The organism is Moorena sp. SIO3I6 (assembly GCF_010672095.1).
In genome coordinates, this window is record NZ_JAAHHU010001192.1 from 1 (window position 1) to 1,579 (window position 1,579).

General features: G+C 43.6%; 2 protein-coding genes. Both read right to left on the reverse strand.

The features are described 5' to 3' along the window. Positions 1 to 561: 561 nt before the first annotated feature. Positions 562 to 801, reverse strand: coding sequence for a phycobilisome linker polypeptide (locus F6K49_RS47575; RefSeq protein WP_293109542.1), 240 nt, complete (start codon positions 799 to 801; stop codon positions 562 to 564). Between the two features lie 73 nt (positions 802 to 874). Beyond that, the coding region (locus tag F6K49_RS47580; protein WP_293109545.1) for a phycobilisome linker polypeptide at positions 875 to 1,579 on the reverse strand (705 nt) is incomplete at its 5' end.

Consider the following 1,579-nt stretch of genomic DNA (forward strand, 5'->3'; position numbering starts at 1 on the left):
TGGATATATGAAAAGTTTTTTGATACTGAATTTTGCCACCCTAGCCCTCCAACTTTGAGGGAAGAGTCAATTTGCTTCTAAAAGTCCCCCAAAATTGGGGGATTTAGGGGGCTTGGATGTAGCAAATGGGACTTCTCAGACAACCTCTTAAGCCGGAAAATTTTTGTGGTGAGAAAGTGTTAGGTGTTAGGTGTTAGGTGTTAGGTTGCAGGTTTTGGGTATGAAAAATCTCAAACCTAAATCATAATACTTAACATCTTATTAAAAGTCCCCTAATATCTAATACCGTAAGCATTCAGCTATCAGCTATCAGCTTAAGCGCTACGCGCACGCTACGCGAACAGCTATTAGCTTAAGCGCTACGCGCACGCTAGGCGAACAGCTATTAGCTATCATTTATCAACTTATGGGCTACGGGCACGCTACTAGATCGGTGCTTTTAAATAAAATAAGCTGTTCGCGTAGCGTGAGCTTTTAGCTCACGGCTGACAGCTGACGGCTGAATGCTTACCTAATACCTAGCACCTTGTCCCAACTTCAAGACATTTGGTAGTGTTGTTACTATGTTGTTGGCATAACCGGACGAATGCTGACGATTTTTCCTCCCATACGAGTAATGCGCTGCATCTCTTCATTCATTTGGCTGTAGGGAACCTGAATAAAGATACTGCTACTCTTGGGTAAAGGGTAACTGTTTTTATTGTTTTCTTCCTTATGCCATAACCCTGTTACCTCATAGACAAAGGTACGACTTTCTGATGGTGAATTAGAACTGTCAAAAATTAAAGATTCACCCAGCATGTTTCCGATACCTCCTAATAGCTAACTCAGATTAGATCAACTCCTGAACTTCTATTTTTAGAGCAAATGTGATCTAAGCAAGTGTTATACTAGCGACTTTACCGCCCATTTTGTTAATTTGCTGGAGCGTATCCGATAGTTTCTCATAAGGAACCAGAAGCTCTTTGCTAATGCGGCGCACTTTGGGATATCTAGGCAAGTTCATTCCTGATACTTCCAACCGATAAATACGACCTTCTCTTGTTGGACTTCGGAAGGTTTTATTGGGTGTAACACCTTTTTCAGAGGCTCGGTACGCCCAACCTTCACTACCGCCGGAAGGACCAACCACTGCTGAAACACTATTAAGAGCAAGTTCACTAGCAAGGCGAGACGCTTTACCTTCAACTTGTGCGCGATCGCTATTGGCATAGCCTCGGTAAAGGCGGAACATGCGAGTAAAGCCCACAACCTTTTGTCCGGTTTGAGTTGAGAAGCCTCGATAATAAGGCACGATGAAGTCACCAAAGTTTTCATCGTATTCAGCAGAATCGATATAGGAATCAATATCTGCTTCAAAGCCCTTGTTTTGGTAGAGGTCAAGGTGGTAAATTACCTCAGACTCATCATAGGGAGCTCGACCTAGCAAGTGCTTCAAGTTTAACTCAATCACCCGAGTTTGGAAGCTGTTGTACAGAAATTTCGACTTGTATAGCTCCGACTTAGCTACAGCTCGCACAAACTCCCGCACCGTGAGAGAGCCATTGCAGAGCAGGGATTCTAAACCGGTGAGGCGCTC

Coding starts and splice junctions, on each gene's coding strand:
- F6K49_RS47575 (WP_293109542.1), bottom strand. CDS start 801: ATGCTGGGTGAATCTTTAATTTTTGACAGTTCTAATTCACCATCAGAA.